At 41.7% G+C, this 18,096-nt stretch carries 17 protein-coding genes; 3 read left to right on the top strand and 14 right to left on the bottom strand.

From position 1 onward, the window contains the following. Positions 1-48: 48 nt before the first annotated feature. From rpsB to BLR84_RS15665, 6 genes are all read right to left on the bottom strand, one after another. A complete protein-coding gene (gene rpsB, locus BLR84_RS15690; RefSeq protein ID WP_090469929.1) occupies positions 49-909 on the bottom strand; it encodes a 30S ribosomal protein S2 in 861 nt (286 codons plus the stop codon). Positions 910-927: 18 nt separating this feature from the next. Beyond that, positions 928-1,314, bottom strand: coding sequence for a 30S ribosomal protein S9 (gene rpsI / locus BLR84_RS15685; protein WP_090469926.1), 387 nt, complete (start codon positions 1,312-1,314; stop codon positions 928-930). Between the two features lie 26 nt (positions 1,315-1,340). Then, entirely contained in the window at positions 1,341-1,778 is a 438-nt protein-coding gene (gene rplM, locus BLR84_RS15680; protein ID WP_090469923.1) for a 50S ribosomal protein L13, read from the bottom strand. Positions 1,779-2,537: 759 nt separating this feature from the next. Next, positions 2,538-3,311: an ABC transporter permease gene (locus BLR84_RS15675; RefSeq protein ID WP_090469920.1), complete on the bottom strand. Its 774-nt coding sequence runs from the start codon at positions 3,309-3,311 to the stop codon at positions 2,538-2,540. Position 3,312: 1 nt separating this feature from the next. Beyond that, the gene (locus BLR84_RS15670) at positions 3,313-4,074 is read right to left on the bottom strand and encodes an ABC transporter ATP-binding protein (RefSeq protein WP_090469918.1); all 762 of its coding nucleotides are present in this window, start codon (positions 4,072-4,074) and stop codon (positions 3,313-3,315) included. A 9-nt stretch (positions 4,075-4,083) separates the two neighbouring features. Beyond that, positions 4,084-5,022, bottom strand: coding sequence for a pentapeptide repeat-containing protein (locus tag BLR84_RS15665; protein WP_090469915.1), 939 nt, complete (start codon positions 5,020-5,022; stop codon positions 4,084-4,086). A gap of 792 nt (positions 5,023-5,814) precedes the next feature. Between BLR84_RS15665 and BLR84_RS15660 the strand changes: the two genes are divergently transcribed. Then, on the top strand, positions 5,815-7,101 hold the full coding sequence (locus BLR84_RS15660) for a BamA/TamA family outer membrane protein (protein WP_143013921.1): 1,287 nt from the start codon (positions 5,815-5,817) through the stop codon (positions 7,099-7,101). A gap of 106 nt (positions 7,102-7,207) precedes the next feature. On the opposite strand, the gene BLR84_RS15655 is transcribed toward BLR84_RS15660, so the two are convergent. Then, the gene (locus tag BLR84_RS15655) at positions 7,208-7,618 is read right to left on the bottom strand and encodes an SPW repeat domain-containing protein (RefSeq protein WP_090469909.1); all 411 of its coding nucleotides are present in this window, start codon (positions 7,616-7,618) and stop codon (positions 7,208-7,210) included. Positions 7,619-7,935: 317 nt separating this feature from the next. Between BLR84_RS15655 and BLR84_RS30075 the strand changes: the two genes are divergently transcribed. Then, positions 7,936-8,073 carry a hypothetical protein gene (locus tag BLR84_RS30075; protein WP_176852081.1) on the top strand — a complete coding sequence of 46 codons (138 nt, stop codon included), beginning with the start codon at positions 7,936-7,938 and terminating at the stop codon, positions 8,071-8,073. A 69-nt stretch (positions 8,074-8,142) separates the two neighbouring features. Here BLR84_RS30075 and BLR84_RS15650 read toward each other — a convergent pair whose 3' ends face one another. Together BLR84_RS15650 and BLR84_RS15645 are read right to left on the bottom strand one after the other, a co-directional pair. Next, positions 8,143-10,137 (bottom strand): M56 family metallopeptidase, encoded by a 1,995-nt coding sequence (locus BLR84_RS15650; RefSeq protein ID WP_090469907.1) that lies wholly within the window; start codon positions 10,135-10,137, stop codon positions 8,143-8,145. A gap of 2 nt (positions 10,138-10,139) precedes the next feature. Continuing rightward, positions 10,140-10,511 (bottom strand): BlaI/MecI/CopY family transcriptional regulator, encoded by a 372-nt coding sequence (locus BLR84_RS15645; protein ID WP_090469904.1) that lies wholly within the window; start codon positions 10,509-10,511, stop codon positions 10,140-10,142. Positions 10,512-10,678: 167 nt separating this feature from the next. Between BLR84_RS15645 and BLR84_RS15640 the strand changes: the two genes are divergently transcribed. Then, positions 10,679-12,082: an MBL fold metallo-hydrolase RNA specificity domain-containing protein gene (locus tag BLR84_RS15640; RefSeq protein ID WP_090469901.1), complete on the top strand. Its 1,404-nt coding sequence runs from the start codon at positions 10,679-10,681 to the stop codon at positions 12,080-12,082. A gap of 60 nt (positions 12,083-12,142) precedes the next feature. On the opposite strand, the gene BLR84_RS15635 is transcribed toward BLR84_RS15640, so the two are convergent. The 5 genes from BLR84_RS15635 to BLR84_RS15615 all read right to left on the bottom strand — a co-directional run bounded on the left by BLR84_RS15635 (position 12,143) and on the right by BLR84_RS15615 (position 18,074). Next, positions 12,143-12,472 (bottom strand): hypothetical protein, encoded by a 330-nt coding sequence (locus tag BLR84_RS15635; protein ID WP_090469899.1) that lies wholly within the window; start codon positions 12,470-12,472, stop codon positions 12,143-12,145. A 141-nt stretch (positions 12,473-12,613) separates the two neighbouring features. Beyond that, positions 12,614-14,176: a M20/M25/M40 family metallo-hydrolase gene (locus BLR84_RS15630; RefSeq protein ID WP_090469896.1), complete on the bottom strand. Its 1,563-nt coding sequence runs from the start codon at positions 14,174-14,176 to the stop codon at positions 12,614-12,616. A 487-nt stretch (positions 14,177-14,663) separates the two neighbouring features. After that, on the bottom strand, positions 14,664-15,362 hold the full coding sequence (locus tag BLR84_RS15625; protein WP_090469894.1) for a response regulator transcription factor: 699 nt from the start codon (positions 15,360-15,362) through the stop codon (positions 14,664-14,666). A gap of 87 nt (positions 15,363-15,449) precedes the next feature. Then, positions 15,450-17,258 carry a sensor histidine kinase gene (locus tag BLR84_RS15620; RefSeq protein ID WP_090469891.1) on the bottom strand — a complete coding sequence of 603 codons (1,809 nt, stop codon included), beginning with the start codon at positions 17,256-17,258 and terminating at the stop codon, positions 15,450-15,452. Positions 17,259-17,705: 447 nt separating this feature from the next. Next, entirely contained in the window at positions 17,706-18,074 is a 369-nt protein-coding gene (locus BLR84_RS15615; protein ID WP_090469888.1) for a DUF3127 domain-containing protein, read from the bottom strand. Positions 18,075-18,096: the final 22 nt, after the last annotated feature.

Genomic DNA, 18,096 nt, shown 5'->3' with positions numbered 1-18,096 from the left:
AAAGTCTAAATACTTCAGACTCGCGACTCCGTACTTACGACTTCAATATTACTCTTCTGTTTCGGCAGCAGGAGCTTCGGCGTCAGTATCGGCCACAACGTCTGCTACTTCAGCAGTTTTGCGGGTCCTTTTAGCACCTTCGGCTCTGTCAGCTACTTCAGGAGCGTCAGCTTTTGCTTTAGCAACAGCCGCTTCTTTTTCAGCTTCGTCTTCTTTTTCGCGTTTGCGTTCATCTAAACCTTCTTCGATAGCTTTGATGATAATGCTGGTGATCAATGAAATTGATTTAGTAGCATCGTCATTCGCAGGGATCGGGAAATCGATGTTTGAAGGATCAGAGTTGGTATCAACCATAGCAAATGTAGGGATGTTCAACTTTAATGCTTCAGAAACCGCGATGTGCTCTTTCTTAACGTCGATCAGGAATAATGCTGCAGGTAAACGGTTCAAGTCAGAGATACCACCTAAAAGGGTTTCTAATTTGATACGCTCACGCTGAATCATCAGACGTTCTTTTTTAGAAAGGTTGCTGTAAGTACCATCTTTAGTCAATTTATCGATGTTTGACATCTTTTTGATCGACTTACGTACGGTTGCAAAGTTAGTTAACATACCACCTAACCAACGCTCGGTGATGTATGGCATGTTTACGGTTTTTGCATAATCGGCAACAATATCTTTCGCTTGTTTCTTTGTAGCTACGAATAATACCTTACGGCCTGATTTTACAATTTGTTTTATAGCTGCAGCAGCTTCTTCAACCTTAGTTAAGGTTTTATTTAAATCGATAATGTGAATACCGTTGCGCTCCATGAAAATGTACTGTGACATTTTCGGATCCCATTTACGGGTAAGGTGACCAAAGTGTACACCTGCATCCAGTAAATCCTGATATGTTGTTCTTGCCATTTTGTTGTCCTCCTTTGATTAACGTTTACTGAATTGGAATCTCTTACGTGCTTTCTTACGACCTGGTTTTTTACGCTCAACCATACGGTCATCACGTGTCATTATACCTTTAGCGCGTAGTGCTGGTTTCTTTTCAGGATCCAGTTCAACAATGGCTTTAGCAATGGCTAAACGAACGGCTTCTGCCTGTCCTTTGATACCACCACCTGCAACATTTACTTTAACATCAAATTTTCCGGTTGAACCAGAAACCTCAGTGCTCTGAGTAACGATGTATTGTAATGGCAATGTTGGGAAGTACTCTTTGTAATCTTTACCGTTTACGATGATCGCACCATTTCCTTCTGAAAGGTAGATGCGGGCAACGGCTGTTTTTCTTCTGCCTGAAGTGTTAGTTGTTGGCATTTTTTTTCTCCTTTAAAAATAAAAAGTTAAATGGTTGTTGGGTTTTGTGCTGCATGAGGATGCTCAGAACCTGCATATACATACAGATTACCAAATAATGCTTTACCCAAACGACTTTTAGGTAACATACCACGCACGGCTTTTTCAATTACGCGTGTTGGATGTTTTGCCATTAACTCCTTAGGAGAAATGAAACGCTGACCACCTGGATAACCAGTGTAAGAAACATATTGCTTTGCGCTTAATTTGTTTCCGGTCAACTTTACCTTGTCTGCATTGATAACTATTACATTATCACCGCAGTCTACGTTCGGGGTGAAATCTGGCTTGGTTTTTCCACGGATGATCATGGCGATCTTCGTAGACAAGCGCCCCAAAATCTCGCCTTGTGCGTCAACAACAACCCATTGTTTGTTAACGGTTTTTTTGTTGGCTGAGACAGTTTTGTAACTTAACGTATTCACTTGCTTTAAATTAAATTGTTTAAACGTTTATTATACCCCGCATTTTCGGGACTGCAAAGATACAGCTATTTATGTTATTAACAAATGGTTTTGAGCTTTTTATTAAAGAAGCGGAGTGTTGGTTATTTATGAAACACTTGAGGTGATTTTTTTATAAGATATATGAGGCAGTGTAGAGATTGTCAATTAAAAGGTTTTTTGAGGGCGTTGCCTGCGGCCCGGGCTATCCGCTCATACGCCCTCAGGCATTAGTCACCGGCCGGTATCCGCTGCTATCCCTAACGCTTTTTAATTATTGAATTAGTGAATTACTGATTAAACACAAGAATTCTTTTCCGTTGTCTGTGTTCCCACAGAAAACTTGTATGCAAAATTTTCCCATCCGTCATTGTGAGCGCAGCGTGGCAATCCCTACTTACAGAGCGGACCTACCTATCGGGGATTGCCACGTCGTCCCTCCTCGCAATGACGCGCGGGGGCAGGAGGCTTCTGCTTTCTTTCCAGCGAAGCTGAAGAGGGTTGACCAGGCGCAACGGCTGGATGAGTCGGCACATCCCATTTTAACTTCCGCCAAAAATTTCGTATCTTTATATACATACCAGCCCGGTTAGCTTTCCACAAGCTAACCGGGCTGTTTTGTTAAGAGTAAACCAGAATCGTAAAATTGTTATTTCAGCAGAGATACGGGGGAATTTAGGATGGCATGTTAAAAAACCCTTCCATGGATATTCCCTATAGCCCTACCGGCAAAAATAATCTTTACAACCGCTTTTTATAAACACGCATTGCAAAGAGATAGGCACAAAACATAATTGTAATGCACCATGCCAGGGCGACCCATATTTGGTTGCCTACCGGCTGGTTATAAAGCAGTGCGCGGATGGTTTCAACTATTGGTGTAACCGGCTGGTGCTCGGCAAAGGCCTTAACGCCAGATGGCATCGATTTGGTAGGTACAAATGCAGAACTGATTAGTGGGAGAAAATGAATAGGGTAGGCAATTACTCCTGCGCCATCCACCGATTTTGCCGATAACCCGGCAATCGCCGCAATCCAGGTCAGCGTTAGTGTAAACAGTGTCAGTATTCCGACTATAGCAAGCCATGACAGAATACCTGCCGAAGAGCGAAAACCCATTAAAAGCGCCACGAGAATGATCACGATAAGCGAGATCACGTTGGATACAAGCGAGGTAAGCATATGTCCCCACAGTGGGGCCGACCGCGCGATTGGCATCGAGTGGAAACGCTCGAAGATTCCCCGTTGCTTATCTAAAAACAGGCGGTAAGATACGTAGCCTGCACTGTTTGCAATGGCAACCAGCAGTATGCCAGGCAACAGGTAATTCACATATTTATCCGTACCGGTTTTAATGGCGCCACCTAATACGTAGACAAACAAAAGCATCATTGCGATAGGCATAATGGTGACCGTGATAATGGTGTCCAGGCTGCGGAAAACATGACGCATGGAACGGATGAGCATAATGCCCATGTCCATGAAAAAATAGTTCTTCATCTTAATCGTTTCCATTTTATTTATCCTCCTTTTTATTACCAATGATTTTAAGAAATATGTCTTCCAGTGTCGGCTGTTTTTCAATGTATTCAACCTTTGCGGGTGGAAAAAGCTTTTTCAGTTCGGCAAGGGTGCCACTTACAATAATCTCCCCCTCGTGAAGAATGGCGATCTGATCGGCAAGCTGTTCGGCCTCCTCCAAATACTGCGTCGTCAGGAATACGGTCGTACCACTGCCGGCCAGTTCCTTAATAATTTTCCAAACTTCAATGCGCCCCTCGGGGTCAAGGCCGGTGGTTGGCTCATCCAAAAAAACAATCTGCGGTTTTCCTATTAGACTCATGGCGATGTCGAGCCTGCGGCGCATACCGCCAGAATAGGTGGAAGCCCTTCGATCAGCCGCATCGCTTAAACCGAAACGTTGCAGCAGATCATCGGTCACCTCGCGCGGATGGCTTAGATGCCGTAGCCGGGCAATCATGACCAAGTTTTCCCGGCCGGTCAAAACTTCATCCACGGCAGCGAATTGCCCGGTCAGGCTGATCGATTGTCGCACACTGTCGGGCTTTGAAGCCACATCAAATCCATTTACGGTAACCTGTCCGCCATCTTTCTTCAGCAGCGTCGTGAGGATGTTGACAATCGTGGTTTTTCCTGCACCGTTGGTGCCAAGCAAGGCAAAAATGTTGCCCTTTTCCACCTCGAAGTCTACACTTTTTAAGACATGGAGCTGCCTATAGGACTTTTGCAGCCCTTTCACTTGAATTGCATTCTGCATATGATTCTTTTAAATAAATGTAACTTTTGACAGATCAGCCCCCAGCCCTTTGAGTGTGGCATAGGTTAACTTATCCATCATTGCATCGTCGAAACGGATGGTTTTTATTGCACGGTAATACCTGTTGGTGAGCGCATATGGCGAACGAAACGACACATTTTTTAGCGTCGCGCCATTAAAACTGACGCCGGTCAACGCGGTATTGTGGAATTTAACACTGGTAAAAACCTGTTTATCAAGACATAGCCCGCTTAAATCCGAGTAGTTAAAATCCACACCGTCAAAAACACAATTTTCGAATAGCGTTTGCCTGAGGTCTGTCTTGGTTAGTTTTACATCAATCAGTTTAGCATTGCTAAATTTTGCACCGGTTAATGCAGACCTGCTGAATTCTGTCCGCACCAGGATAGCCTTGTTAAAGCGTGCCTCCGTAAGGTCGTTTACAGATAATGTGCAATCCGTCAGATTGGCCTCTTCAAAATTGGCCTCACGTACATCGCTGCCACTAAACGAGCTGCCGGTCAAATCTGCTTTTGCAAAATCAGATCCACGTAGCGCGCTCCCGTTAAATTTGCTATTATGCGCCGTAACACCTGCAAAATCACTCTTTGCCAAGTCGCTCCCACTAAAATTTGTCAGCAATTGTAGTTCCCCGGAGCCTGATGGACCAGTTGCCACTTGTTTTGTTTGATCCATATCAGCGTTAGCGGTTACCTTATAAAGCGTTACATCTTCTGGAGACTGCTGATTTTCTGAAAAATAGTTAAGATCAACGCCCAGGATTTTTGCCAGTTGATTTAGAGTTATAATGTCTGGCAACGACTCCCCCCGTTCCCATTTGCCAACCGCTTGCGGACTTACAAATACATGTTGGGCAAGCCCGGCTTGCGACATGTTGATTTTCTTTCGTGCCTCAGCAATTTTGTTACCGATCATTTTTGTGTCCATATACTATCTTTTGATTTAGTCTTTCGACATGGCAAAGATAACCAGCATCTTAGCCAGATTTTGCACAAAGCCCGATCATATTAGTTGTAAACCCGCTACTTATAGTTGCTTTTCAACAACCAACGGTAGTATATAGCACATTCAAATGTTTCGGCTTACAAATTGAACTAATTGTAGTAAGCAAGCGAGTTACGAGACCGTATAAATACGGATAAGGTAGCCCCATCTGGCGCGAAAAGGATGACAGGGCTTAACGATGGTCTGGTGAGTTGCGCCTATACTAATCTGCCAAGTTTTTCTGAACCTATTTCACGCCTCCCACATGACGCGTTAACCACCTCGCAGAACCCCTTGCTTTGAGATGCTGAAACAAGTTTGGCTTAAGGTTGGCTACTCTCCCTAAATTTTCGTATCTTTATATAATCAGCAGCCCGGTTGTCTTTTAGCAGACAACCGGGCTGTTTTGTTAAGACCAAAACAGGGCCAAGAATTACCCAATTTTAAGTTAAAAAATTGATAATCAACAAATTAATACTTTTTAAAGTTTCAAAAACTGCTCAAAACCGTGTTAAAATTTGTTAAAAAGTGTTAAAATCGATGTTTTCCGGGCAATTTTGAGCTGTTTTTACGCCGTTTCGATAAGAAATTTGTTAAAATTTAAGGTTTAAAAAGTTTTGTCGGCCTGGTTACCGCTCATGAGCTCCGAAAATTTAACAATCAATTATCCGGGGTAGTATTTTAATCATTACCATATAATTCTATATTAGCGGTAACTCTAAATAATTAATCTAATTGACCCTGTTGATTTGCCGCTATGCGCTTGCCTTTTGCCTGATGATCCTGAGCGCGAACATCCTGTTGGCACAAACAGGTTCTGTGGGTGCTGATTCGCTGGAAACCCAAAGGGATGCTAATGGTATTTTGAGTTCGTTTTTCGGAGGCAAAAGCCCCAAAATAGATACCGGCAAAAAAAAGAAGCCCTCCACCTGGTCAGTGTTGCCATCGGCTGCTTATAATCCCAGCGTGGGTTTCGCTATAGGGGCTATCACTTCTGGCGGCAAGTATTTTGGAAATCCCGAAAATACCACCATGTCGGTAATTAATGCGGGGGCTTATATCTCTACTAATAAGCTCTCAACATTTGAGTTCAAGCATAACGCGTTTTCGTCCGAAAATAAATGGAACCTTCAGGGCGTTATGCAAATTGGTAAAACCATAGCTAAAGATAACGGCCTGGGTACCGGGCACCGGAGCTTTGGCGAAGGCGATTTTCACATGGGAGGTCAACATTATGACAATAACCCTGATGAGTACCCAGTGCGGTACGTATACATCAAAATTAATGAGCGGATATACCGAAAACTGGCCAATCATATTTATGCAGGCGCGGGCCTTAGCTTTAACTTTTACAGTCATATTGATGATGACCGTAAAAATATACCAATAACGGCTACCCATAACTTCCGGTACAGCATTAAAAATGGCTATTCACCGGATGCTTATGCCGCCAATGGTGTATTAGTAAACTTTCAGTTTAATAACCGCGACCAGCCCAACCGGCCATTCAGTGGCATTTACGCCGATGTTATTTTAAAAGAAAATGAAACCTGGCTCGGCAGCGAACACAAGGCCTTACAGCTAAAAATTGAATTCAGGAAATATTGGAGCCTGTCTGACAGTAACCCCGAAAAAGTTTTGGCTTTCTGGCATTGGGCCAATTATCTGCTTAGCGGATCCTTGCCTTATCTTGATCTGCCGGGCACGGGCAGCGATGCTTATGGCCGTATCGGACGGGCTTTTATTATTGGTCGTTTTAAGGGACTCTCATTTGTATATAACGAGATGGAATACCGTTTTCCCATCACCGATAACAAACTATTAAGCGGTGTTACTTTTGTAAATATCGAATCGGCCAACAATCAACGCGATATTAAGCTGCTCCGATACTGGGAGCCGGGTGCAGGGGTAGGGTTACGGTTGCTGTTTAACAAATATACCCGCTCCAACCTGTGCATTGATTATGGCAGGGGCAGCTATGGCTCAAGCGGCTTTTTCTTAGGCCTTAACGAGGTGTTTTAATATCGATACTTTGATTTTATACGTCAGTTTTGCAGTACCTGGATCTGGTAAAACAAAAGGGGCGCAAAAATTTGCGCCCCTTTTGTTTTATATTTTTAATAATTGCTTAGCTCTCGCGTAGGTTAGCCAAACCACCATCGTAATGATGAACCGGTGGAGTTGAAAATCTTGAACCTTTTGTAAAAGCACCAAAGATAACCAGTAAACCACCCATAATTACCTGTGGCCAAAATGTGATGTGAGCGTAATCATATATCCATGGTGAGCAAAACAGGAATGAACCACCCAGCACATCCAGGAAAAAGTGCATTTGCAAAGGGAACTGTTTAATGAAACCAAACTGATGATTGCTAAAAATTGCCATTATCAGCTGAAACCATCCTAAGATCATAGGTAACAATAAAGCTGCTCCTATTTTATGACCTTCAAAACCAAATAACCATGGTGAAGCAATTAATACTATAGCTATCACGTAGTTAAAAGCTGCATAAAGTGTTGGTGAAATAAAACTTTTCATTTTAAGCGAATTGTATAATTTATCTGTATAAATATATGTGTATCAAAAATTGTTTCAAAGCTAAGCAATTATACAGGCATTTGGTATTAAAATGTACATAATATAAAAGCTATTATTAATTTAAATAGCTACCTTTAATCGGTTGCTATAAAAAACGGTCAAAGATATAGCGTTTTTAAATTAAAGCAACCATTTTCTTCTCTAAACCGGGCATTAACTGAATTGACCCGGGAAAATAATACCTCAGGCAACATATACTTACTAACAGGTGTAAATACCTCCATCCTGTTGTCATTAAACATTAAAAACATAAAACTATGAGCAAGGACAAGCAAGCCGTTAAAGAAAAAAAGAAACCAGCGGCCGAAGGCAGCAAAAAAGCGCCATCAGACTATCAATCGGGCAAAAAGGACGCTGTAAAGCCAATCATTGAAGCGGCCAAAAAGAAAAAGTAGCAGACATAAACACAAAAACCTTTCATAGTTATATATGAAAGGTTTTTTGAGGATAAGACTAAGGCTTTATTAATAACTTTTAGGTTGTTCGGTTTTATCTTTTTGCTTTTTTAAAGTGACCACAATAACTCCATTCGCGCCTTTTTTCCCATAAATGGCTGTAGCCGCTTGACTTTTAAGTACGCTGAGGCTTTCAATGTTGTCTGCGTTCATATTCTTCATATCTGCTTCATTGATCACTTTGCCATCTAATACATATAACGGATCGGCTTGCAAGATACTCTTGTCGCGAAAAGTAATAAGCGAAGGGTTACGCAGGGCTTTGTCTGTATTTTGAGCAATCAAGTTAGTTTCATTCTTACTCTGATCTGTGCCGGTTACCCCCATTTTATCCGGGCCCGGTTTGCCTGATTTATCGTTATCTAATTTAAAACTTATCGGAACGGAGTATTGAACTCTTACAGTCCTCCCGTTTTGTATGCCTGGTTTCCATTTAGGTGATATGTCCAATACCCGCACCGCTTCTTCGTCAATGGCCGTACTTACTCCCCGCTTTACTACGATGTTTGATAATGAACCATCAACTTCTACAATAAAGCTGGCAATAACACGCCCTTGTACACCCTTTTCTCTGTCGGCCTTAGGATATTTTACATTAGTGGCTAAAAATTTGCCAAAAGCTTCCAGGCCACCCGGAAATTCAGGTACTTGCTCAACTGAGGTAAATACAGTATTGATATCGTCATTTGCTGGTTTAGCAGCAACATCATTCAAGGTAAAGCTGATCGGAACGGTATATTGAACCCTTACTTTTTTATGACCTTCTATACCAGGCTTCCATTTGGGTGATAGTTTCAATACCCTAACTGCCTCAGCATCTATAGTTTTACTTACACCCTTTAAAACCTTCAGCCCTGACAAAGACCCATCCTTTTCTACCACGAAGGTTATAATAACTCTCCCCTGTACACCTTTTTCACGATCAGCCTTGGGATATTTAATGCTTTTACCCAAAAATTGACCAAAGGCTTCAACTCCACCCGGAAATTCCGGCACTTTTTCAACAGAGGTAAATACATTGCCTTTTTTCCTGACAGTATCTATTCCAATTTCGTGAATGGCATGGGAGACCTCCTTTTTTTCTAAAGATCTGTCTTCGTGAATGGCATCGCCTAAAAATGCCGGCGTTGCGGGTGTGGTAAATAACTGATGAGCGCTATTATTAATAACGGTAATCGGCTTGCTGTTATTAATAGTTGCAGACGATAAAATAAGCATCAATATAAACAGTGGTGCAGAGAGACCGTATTTAATGAGCGATATGCGCTGTGATTTATTTTTTTGTAACATGATGATACGCTGTTTTAATAAACTGTGATTAAAAAATGGATTAACCAGCTGATGTGCCGGTGTTTCAAATGTTTGGCTCAGCAGTAATAAGGCGTATTCGGCTTTGTTGGTGCCAGCTTGTACAGCCTGCCTGTCGGCAATGTATTCATGAATGTGTTTGATAGCGAAACGGTACATATATACTACCGGATTAAACCAGTTAATGATCATAACCAGTTCAATCAGCATTACATCTGCCGAATGCCATTGCTGCGCATGAACCTGCTCATGAGCCTCAATTATGGTATTATTAGAACTTGCTTGATCCAGCCGTACCGTATTGAAAAAAGAATAAGCGACAGTTGCCTGCGGTTGGTTGATCACTCTTTTTAATTTGATAAGCTGCCAGATAAGCCTTACCGATAAAAACAATATGCCTGCACCATATAAAACGGCTAGCACCTGACCAATACTGATGTGGCTAGCGGCAATAGGTTTAAAACTGTAAATCATTACTGGACTGCTATAAATAGTATATTTTACCTGCTGCGTAATAAACAGATTTTGCACCCAATCTGCCTGGATCATTGGTATAAAGAACGATAGTAACGCGGCCGTTACCAGGTAGATGCGGTTAAGCTGAAAAAAAGTTTCTTTCCGCAGCAGTAAAACATAAAATACATAAAACAGTACCAGGTAAATATTTACCAGTAATAAGTATTGCCACCAGCTCATAACTATTGGTCTTTAAGTTTTTCAATCAGTTTCATAATGGCATCAGCCTCTTTCAGGTCTATTTTTTCCTTCTTTACAAAAAAGGACAACATTCGGTTTACCGAGTTATCAAAATAACCACTCAATAACTTATCGGCAGCAAAGTTCTGGTATTGATCTTTACTCACTACAGGGTGATACTGATGGCTTTTACCAAATGCCGTATGCCCTACAAAACCTTTTGTTTCCAATATCCTGATAATGGTTGATACCGTATTATAAGCGGGCTTGGGTTCGGGTAGCTGGTCGATCACATCTTTTACATACCCTTTTTCCAATTGCCATAATACCTGCATAATTTGTTCTTCGGCGCGCGTTAATTCTTTAATTTCCATAGTACATTTTGTAAATTTTCTTGATGCATTAACCAACACTGCATCAAATTCTCCAATTGGTTAATCTAAGTTAGATACTATAAATGAAAATAACAACTAAAGTTTTAGTTTTTATTTTTTATCCGCTTTATTGTGCATCTTCGTTAGTAATTTCATACCTATTATCAATGAATATAACCTTTCATGGTGCCGCCCGTAATGTTACTGGCAGCAAACATTTGATCAGATTAAAAGACGATACTTCTATTTTATTGGATTGTGGCATGTTCCAGGGCATGGGCGATCACGCTGAGGATCTCAATGAACATTTTGGATTTAATCCTAAAAAAGTCGACTATCTGATACTATCGCACGCGCATATTGATCATTGCGGATTGATACCGCGCCTGGTGGCTGAGGGTTTCAGCGGCCCGATATTTTGCACATCGGCCACTATGGACCTGGCTCGCATCCTTTTACTTGATTCTGCACATATACAAATGCAGGATGTTGCTTATAGTAACAAGCACCGTGCCCGCAAGGGTCAACCACTGTTGGAGCCACTGTATACGGATGAGCAGGCGATGGCTGCCCTGCGTCTGTTTAAAATTGTTGAATATCACGAAGAATATGAAATAACACCTCGCGTAAAACTCACCTTTACAGATGCCGGGCACATTTTGGGCAGTGCCGCGGTACATTTAGATATCCTGGAAGATGGCAAGACCACCCATATTACTTTTAGTGGCGATGTTGGCCGTTATGACGATATGTTACTAAACGATCCCGAAACATTTGAACAGGCCGATTACATTTTGCTGGAATCAACCTATGGCGACTCGCTCCATAAAGAGCAGGGGCCGATTGAGGATGCCTTGTTGGATATCATCAGGCAAACCTGCGAGATCAAAAAAGGAAAAGTGATCATCCCGGCGTTCAGTGTTGGTCGTACTCAAGAGTTGTTGTATGCCTTAAACGCGTTGGAGTTAAGAGGCGTTCTGCCCGACTTAAACTATTATGTAGATAGCCCACTATCGCAAAAGGCAACCGAGGTGCTTATGAATCACCCGGAAGTGTACAACAAAGAGGTAAAAGAGGTTTTAAAAACCGATGCCAATCCTTTTGGCTTTAAAGGTTTACGTTTTATACAATCAACAGAAGAATCAAAAGCGCTGAATAATGACCAGCGCCCTTGTGTTATCATCTCGTCTTCGGGAATGGCCGAGGCAGGCCGGGTAAAGCACCATATTAAAAATAACATCAACAGTGATAAGAATACCATTTTAATGGTTGGGTATTGCGAACCCAACTCCCTGGGCGGGCATCTGCTTAATGGCGACCATGAGGTACATATTTATGGTGAAATGTATGAGGTTAAGGCTGAGGTAAGATCGATCAGATCCATGAGTGCTCACGGTGACTATGAAGACCTATTACATTTTCTGGCCTGCCAGGATGTTGAAAAGGTCAAAAAGATATTCCTGGTTCATGGTGAATATGAAGTACAACAGCACTTTAGCAATAAGCTGAAAGATGCAGGATTTAAGCAGGTAGAGATACCATTCCAACATCAAAAGATAGAATTGGAGTAAAATAAAAAATGCCTTATAAATCATATAAGGCATTTTTTATTTTATTGAGTAACTAATTCTTTAAAAATAATCGCCCGAACCATCATAGGTTATTTGAGACGAGCCGGTAGGTATAAATTTTATCAGGAAATTGGTAACCGTAACAACGCCCGCGTTATCTACTGCTGAACTATAGGTATAACTCACAACGGTTCCATCAGGACTATCAGCACTTAGTACTTTACCAGATGCGGTATTGAAAGTTATAGTAACTTCATAACCATAGTTTCCCGTTTTTTGAATCACTACCCGTTTTGCAATGGAACTGATTTTAGCCTGACTTCCATTTACAGGCACCAAAAAACACGCCAATACAAATACAGCTGCAAATAATACAATTAGTTTTTTCATCATCTATCAGTTAAAGTTAATTTATAATAATAGCAACAAGATAATTATAATAAATACAAAAATAACCTACTCAATAAGAAATTTATGGAATAGGTTTACTTTCCTCCACGCAAGTTCTGCGTTGAGTATAAATCGTGGCTTTTACCTTACTGGTTGTGGCTTAGGCAACTCTTTTCTCGGTATCATTTCGGCACGTTCCGATGTGTTGTACACAAAAGACGCGATGATGGTGGCCGCTTGTTTCAGGTCATCTTCTATCAGCCGGTCATAAGTATCTTGATTACTGTGGTGCGTGCGTGAACCATAATCAATAGCATCCTGTATAAATTGGAAGCCCGGGATACCCACTGCATCAAACGATTGGTGATCGGTACCGCCGGTGTTGCGGATGGTTACGGTTGTAGCGCCCAGATCTTTAAAAGGCTCCAGCCAGGTTTTGAATATAGGGCCAGCGGCCGAATCTCCCTGTAAATAAATACCGCGTATTTTACCAGTACCATTATCCAGGTTGTAATAGGCTGATAATTTGGCCTGTTCCGGTTTTAACTGCATGGTTTTAGGATCGCCAAAATGATTCAGCACATATCCGCGTGAACCAAACAAACCCTGCTCTTCCGAGCTCCATAGCGCTATGCGTATAGTACGTTTAGGTTTAAAGTTGATGGCTTTTAAAATGCGCATGGCCTCCATCATTACTGCACTACCTGCCGCGTTATCAGTAGCGCCTGTAGCCGCATGCCATGAATCCAGGTGGCCACCAATCATGATTACCTGCTCTTTTAGTTTTTTATCCGTGCCCGGAATTTCGGCAACTACATCATAACCCTGTAAGTCGTCGGTTAAAAACTGGGTTTTGATATCAGCCTCCAACTCTACCTTTTGACCCGCTTTTGCCAGGCGCAAAATACGCTGGTAGTCTTCACTGCTGGTTTCCAATTCGGGAGATACCGCTTTAGCCGTATCGGCGTATGATGCGCCATTGGTAGTAAATACCGTACCATCAGTTCCGCGGGCCTGGCTTAATATCAGTGCCGCTTTTTCATCATGTATAAATGTTCTTAAAGTAGTCTGGAAAGCACGCAGTTTACGCATAGCGGCAAATTGCGGCGAGTTGACATCAAATTGCCGGCGCCCTTCGGCTGGTTGCATAGTAGCATTGGCCATTTCGGCAAGCTCTTCGTCTGTATAGCGGGCTGCATCCACTTTAAAACTGCGCTCAACCAGCGGTTTGGTGTCAAATATCACCACCTTGCCCTGCAGCTTACCTTTGTATTGATCCAGCTCAGCAGCAGAATCGGCTTTTACAACTACAACATCTCCTTTGATCAACCCGCCAGTACCGGGTGTCCAGGCTTTGGGGATCGCTATAATAGCATGATAGTAGGGTATAGTAATAGCGGCGTAGTTTTTTTGAACTTCCCAGCCTTTGCCAAATTTACCCCAGGCCTCCAGTTTGGCATTGGCCAGGCCCCAGGTTTTCAATTGGTTAACAGCCCAGTTCTGCGCCCGCTTTAAGCCAGGTGAGCCTGCCAAACGTGGACCGGAAACATCTGTGAGATAAAAAGCGGTTTCCATTACTTTGGAGTGATTTAGCCCCTCCTCGCGGATCTTTTGAACAATGGCCGGGTCAACGGTTTCCTGTGCAAATACAGGTAAGGTAATGCCTGCGGAAATGAGGCATGAAAAAAGTAGTTTTAATTTCATGAATAATAAATTTTGTGATCAGTCAATAACAAATCTATTTATTAATCATCAGAAAAAGCAGCAATCCGCTCTTAACAAATTTGTTACAAGCGAACGCTTCAGTAAGGCTTTCAAAATAAGCCCATGACATTTTATTAAAAGTGGGTTTACATGGTTTACACTTTTTATGGTTAATACTAAAGTAATTACTTAAAAATCAAATAGTTGGTTTTTATTTTCGTCAAATACTGGGTTTACAGTGTAAACCATAATATTCTCTGCGAAATACCCCGATGGGGCAATTAAGCATCATTTATGTGGATACTTTAAGACACTGGTAAAACCCCGAATAAATCTCAAATACGTCATTGCATCCCCGATAGGCAGAGCGGCCCTGTACAGCATAAAGATTATTAATATTGTGTTTGTTTTATTGGTATTAATGAGCTCCCTCCGGTCGGTTGTCTTCGTACCTCGCAATGACGCGATTTATTGTTATATAATTTTATTAATTGATCAGCAGTTTATAGCCCCGACCGTGTACATTGATGATCTCCACATTGGTATCATCTTTTAAATACTTGCGGATCTTGCTTAAAAACACATCCATACTGCGGCCATTAAAGTAGTTGTCATCATGCCAGATGTTGAGCAAAGCTTCTTCGCGGGTAAGCACTTCATTTTTACGCATACACAATAAGCGGAGCAGCTCAGCCTCTTTGGTTGAAAGTTTTTGCTGGTTATCGCCAATGGTGATCATCTGCAAGGTAAAATCAAATACGTACTTGCCAATTTTAAATGAGGTTTGTTTCTCCTCTTCTCGTTTCTCCTTATCGGTATTCTCGGTTCTTTTAAGCATGGCATTAATGCGCAGCAATAGCTCCTCTATACGGAAAGGCTTGGTGATGTAATCGTCCCCTCCCAGGTTAAACGCCTGCATCTTATCTTCGATCATACTTTTCGCTGTTGCAAAAATAATAGGCACATGCGGGTTTATCTTTCTGATCTCCTTACCCAGCGTAAAGCCGTCTTTTTTAGGCATCATGACATCTAATATCAGCAGGTCATATACCTGTTTGGTAAAGGCGCGCAGGCCTTCTTCGCCGTCTTTACATAAAACAACATCAAATTTACCTTTTAACTGCAGGTAATCCTGTAGTAGTGCGCCCAGATTGGCATCATCCTCAACCAGTAGTATTTTTTTCATATTACGTTTATTCCGTGTGGCCGAAAAAGTCGGCACCCCGAAAGATTTGTTTTAACTGTTTTGTCTTTCAGACTTGTCTGAGATCTCTTATACCTGCGAAAACTTAAGCTCAAATTCCGAGCCTTTGTCTTTTTCAGATCTTACACTTATTGTGCCGTTCAATCTTTTTACAATCGTATTCACATAGCTTAAGCCCAAGCCAAAGCCCTTCACATCATGAAGGTTCCCGGTAGGGATACGATAAAACTGCTCAAATATCTTTGTCTGCTGATCACGGCTCATGCCTATTCCCTTATCGGCCACCCTAATGAGTACCTGTCCGCTTTTAACCAACGTTGTAATAGTTATGCCTGGTGTGTCTGCGCTGTATTTTATCGCATTATCTACCAGGTTGTACAGCACATTTGAAAAGTGCAGCTCATCAGCTATGATCGTTGTATTTTCATCTGTGAGTTCCAGGGTGGTTTTGGCGTTGCATTTATGTAGTTTGAGCGCCATGCTATCTATTACCACCGTTATCATATCATTCACATCCAAGGGCTTTTTATCCAGCTTAAAATCGTTCTTTTCAATACGTGCTATATTGAGTACTCGTTCTATATGACTACCTAAACGGGCGTTTTCTTCAAAAATAATATTAGCCAAACGAGACACCCGGGTCTTATCTTCTGCAATTTCATTATCCTTTAAAGCTTCGCTGGCTATCATAATGGTTGATACCGGAGTTTTAAATTCGTGGGTCATATTATTGATAAAATCGATCTTCATTTCCGAAACCTTTTTTTGCCTGAGGATCGAGAAAATGGTATAACCAAAACAAAATATCAATACGATCAATAATCCACCGGTGGTACCCATGGTGGCGGTCATATTACGTAATATGAGTGAGTTTTTTTGTGGGAATGATAACCTGATCTTACCCGGATCATTGATCACATCTTTACCAAATATGGGGGTTTGATAGGTATTGGCGGCTATAAATACGGGTTTATTACCATCGTTATCAGTAGCACTTGAAAATATGAGTGAATCGCTGCTGGCGGTTGTTACTTCGTAGCTAAAGGGTAGAGAAATGCCTTTATTATGTAGTTCAAAACGTAATAAAGAATCAATCCAAAACGGATTTATGCGTTTATTTAACGGCTCGCCCGTTTTACGGTACTCTTCGGCAAGGTTTTCAATTACGGTAGTTTTACCAACATTTATGTTTTGCAGCGAATCTGTCTCCAGCATTTTTTTGATCTGCGCTACCTGTCGTTCTTTTTGTTTACGGATCTGCTCGCGCTGCCATAAAGGATTTATTTGCGGCACAGAAATGAGCTGTTTCCCGAATTGAGGATCGATATATACATACCTCAGGGTATCATATTTATGCAGTTTTTTAGTACGTATGCTGCCGCTGATACGGGTACGCACTATTTGGGGTGTAAACCGGCCGTGCACTACCCCAAGCTCATCAGTATACTCTTCTACCTTTACTTGGAAATCAACTGTACCTTCCTGCTGTAGCAAATTAGCCAGTTCATCATCCATCTTTTTATGCATGATCATCCGCTCCAAACTATCACGTAAAAGGGCTATTTTCTTTTCGCGCAGGCTTTGTTTTTTTCTTTTGGGCAGATACAGTTTATTGGCATCACTTTTTACCACTTTTATTCCGGCACTGGCATCATCCGGGTTGCTTACCTTTCGCTGTGCCTTGTTACTTAAAAAGTTCATGGCATCCTGCTTGCTCACTTTTGACACCACGTTGTTAAGCGCCTCGTTTACAGAGCGATCAAACAGTTCCGACTGCATCTGGTACGATTGCCGCAAAAAGTATAATTGCATGGCCATTACACCGAGCAGTGCAAAACCCATTAACCCAATTATTAAACCGATGCTTCTTTTCTTCATTTGTTAACAAGCAAAATTATTTTAAAATAACCGTACAACAGTCCCTTTTAACAAATTTTAACAATTATCAGCGGCAATAACCTTTTGACATATAACATTTTGCCCTTTCAGAACCCATAAATGGCCTGAATTATACAATATACAAAAATGAAACGGGAAGAGGGCGTTAAACGGGGGGCGAAAGTAATAGCCCATGAGTAGACCTAACGAACAAATAACGTTCAAAAAAGGAGCTGTCACCCTGAGCTCAGTCGAAGGGTCGAGCGCAGATGCCTGCCCACCATGCTTCGACGGAGCTCAGCATGACACCCTTTTTTAGAAATGTAATCCATAGGTTATTACTGGAGTGCGGGGCGCACAGCGGTTGTAAAAATAGCTAAAAACAAAAAGCCCCTGTTAAAGGGGCTTTCTTAAAATTGACAATATCTTTCTTATCGCACAGCGAAATTAGAACGGCAGATCATCATCATCGGCCGATGAAGCGATATCCGGTGATGGTGCTGCGTATTCTGGTGTTGTAGCGCTACCGGCACCTGCCGCCAGTGCATTCACACGCCATAACTGTAATGAATTGAAATAGCTTTTTTTGCCTGATTTGTCAGTCCACGGACGGCCTTTCAGGTTAAAAAACACTTCTACATCATCGCCTACTTTAACAGCGTCAAGCAGCGCGCAACGGTCCTGTATAGCTTCAAACTTTAAATATTCAGGATATTGAGGGTTCTCAATATATTCAAGTATTAGTTCGCGTTTTTTAAGTGACTCAGTAACCTGCACTGTTGGCGACACTTCATATACCTTACCTTTAACTTCCATAATAATCTTCTCAAAAAAATTT

Source organism: Mucilaginibacter sp. OK268, assembly GCF_900103125.1.
Taxonomy (GTDB): Bacteria; Bacteroidota; Bacteroidia; order Sphingobacteriales; family Sphingobacteriaceae; genus Mucilaginibacter.
The sequence above is the reverse complement of the archived record's forward strand: the minus strand, read 5'-3'. Positions and strand labels throughout refer to the sequence as shown.